This is a genomic window from Bradyrhizobium sp. BRP56 (assembly GCF_020194035.1).
GTDB classification, from domain to species: Bacteria; Pseudomonadota; Alphaproteobacteria; order Rhizobiales; family Xanthobacteraceae; genus Bradyrhizobium; species Bradyrhizobium australafricanum.
Window position 1 is genome coordinate 1 of record NZ_JADYVV010000166.1, and the last position, 1,337, is coordinate 1,337.

At 62.8% G+C, this 1,337-nt stretch carries 1 protein-coding gene; it reads left to right on the forward strand.

The window, feature by feature from the left end; all coding sequences use genetic code 11:
- Positions 1–79 precede the first annotated feature (79 nt).
- The gene (locus I6F38_RS43175; RefSeq protein ID WP_225164682.1) at positions 80–1,117 is read left to right on the forward strand and encodes an IS110 family transposase; all 1,038 of its coding nucleotides are present in this window, start codon (positions 80–82) and stop codon (positions 1,115–1,117) included.
- Positions 1,118–1,337 lie beyond the last annotated feature (220 nt).

Below are 1,337 nucleotides of genomic sequence, written 5' to 3' on the forward strand. Positions count from 1 at the left end.
GGTTGATGGTGTGGACGGCCCCCTACGGCATCAGTGTGCCAGAATGAGGTTGTCTAGATCTCATACAAGGGAGCCGTCCGTGAACCAGATTATCCGCATTGGGATTGATACGTCGAAGTATATTTTTGTGCTGCATGGGGTTGATGCGGCGGAGCAGGTGGTGCTGCGCAAGAAGCTGTCGCGCAAACAAGTGCTGGAGTTCTTCGCCAAATTGCCGCCGACTGTGATCGGGATGGAGGCCTGCGGGGCTTCGCAACATTGGGCGCGTCAGCTTTCCAAGCTCGGTCACGAGGTGAAGCTGATGGCACCGCAATTGGTCAAACCCTACGTGATGCGGAACAAGAATGACGGGCGGGATGCAGAAGGCCTGTGTGAAGCGATGAGCCGGCCGAGCATGCGCTTCGTGCCGGTGAAGACGGCCGAGCAGCAGGCCGCGCTGATGCTGATGGGTGTCCGCGACGGATTGATCGTCCGGCGCACCCAGCTGACCAATACGATACGCGGCCATGCGGCGGAGTATGGCCTGATCGCCCCCAAGGGACTGGACGCGATCGAACCACTGCTGGCGCGGATTGCGCAGGACGAGACGCTTCCGGTTCTGGCGCGCGAGCTGTTTGTGGTGCTGGGCCGGGAGCGCGTCAGGCTCGAGGGTGAGTTGGAGGCGGTTGAGGCCAAGCTGATGGCCTGGCACCGCGCCGATGCCACGGGCCGGCGCTTGGCTCAGATCCCCTCGGTCGGTCCGATCGTTGCAACCGCGCTGGTGATGAAGACACCTGATCCGCGCACGTTCCGTTCTGGTCGTCATTTTGCGGCCTGGCTGGGATTGACACCCAAGGACCACTCCACCGCTGGCAAGACCAGGCTTGGCAAGATCACGCGGGCTGGCGATGAGAACTTGCGCCGTCTGCTGGTGGTCGGGGCCACAGCGGTGATCCAGCAGGCCAGGCGGGGACGCGGTCATCACTCGCGCTGGCTGCTGGCCCTGATCAAGCGCAAGCCGCCGAAGCTTGCGGCCGTGGCGCTCGCCAACAAAGTGGCCCGTATCGCCTGGAAGCTGATGGCAACGGGCGAGAGTTACGAGGCGGCACGGATGAATCCCATGACAGCCGCCGCCTAATCGATTAGCCGGCGGGCTCGCTCGCCGGCCGACCGGAGCTGCAAGAGCAGATGGAGCGATCGATCGAGCAACGATGCGAGACAGTCCGCAGGACCCATCGGCCGCCAACAGGCCGCGTGGTTGTTTGGAACTCGCATCGCGCAAACCATCTTGGCCAGCGATCCATTCGATCGCACCCAACAGGCCGGACATATGGATGCAAGCGATCCGATCTCACCAA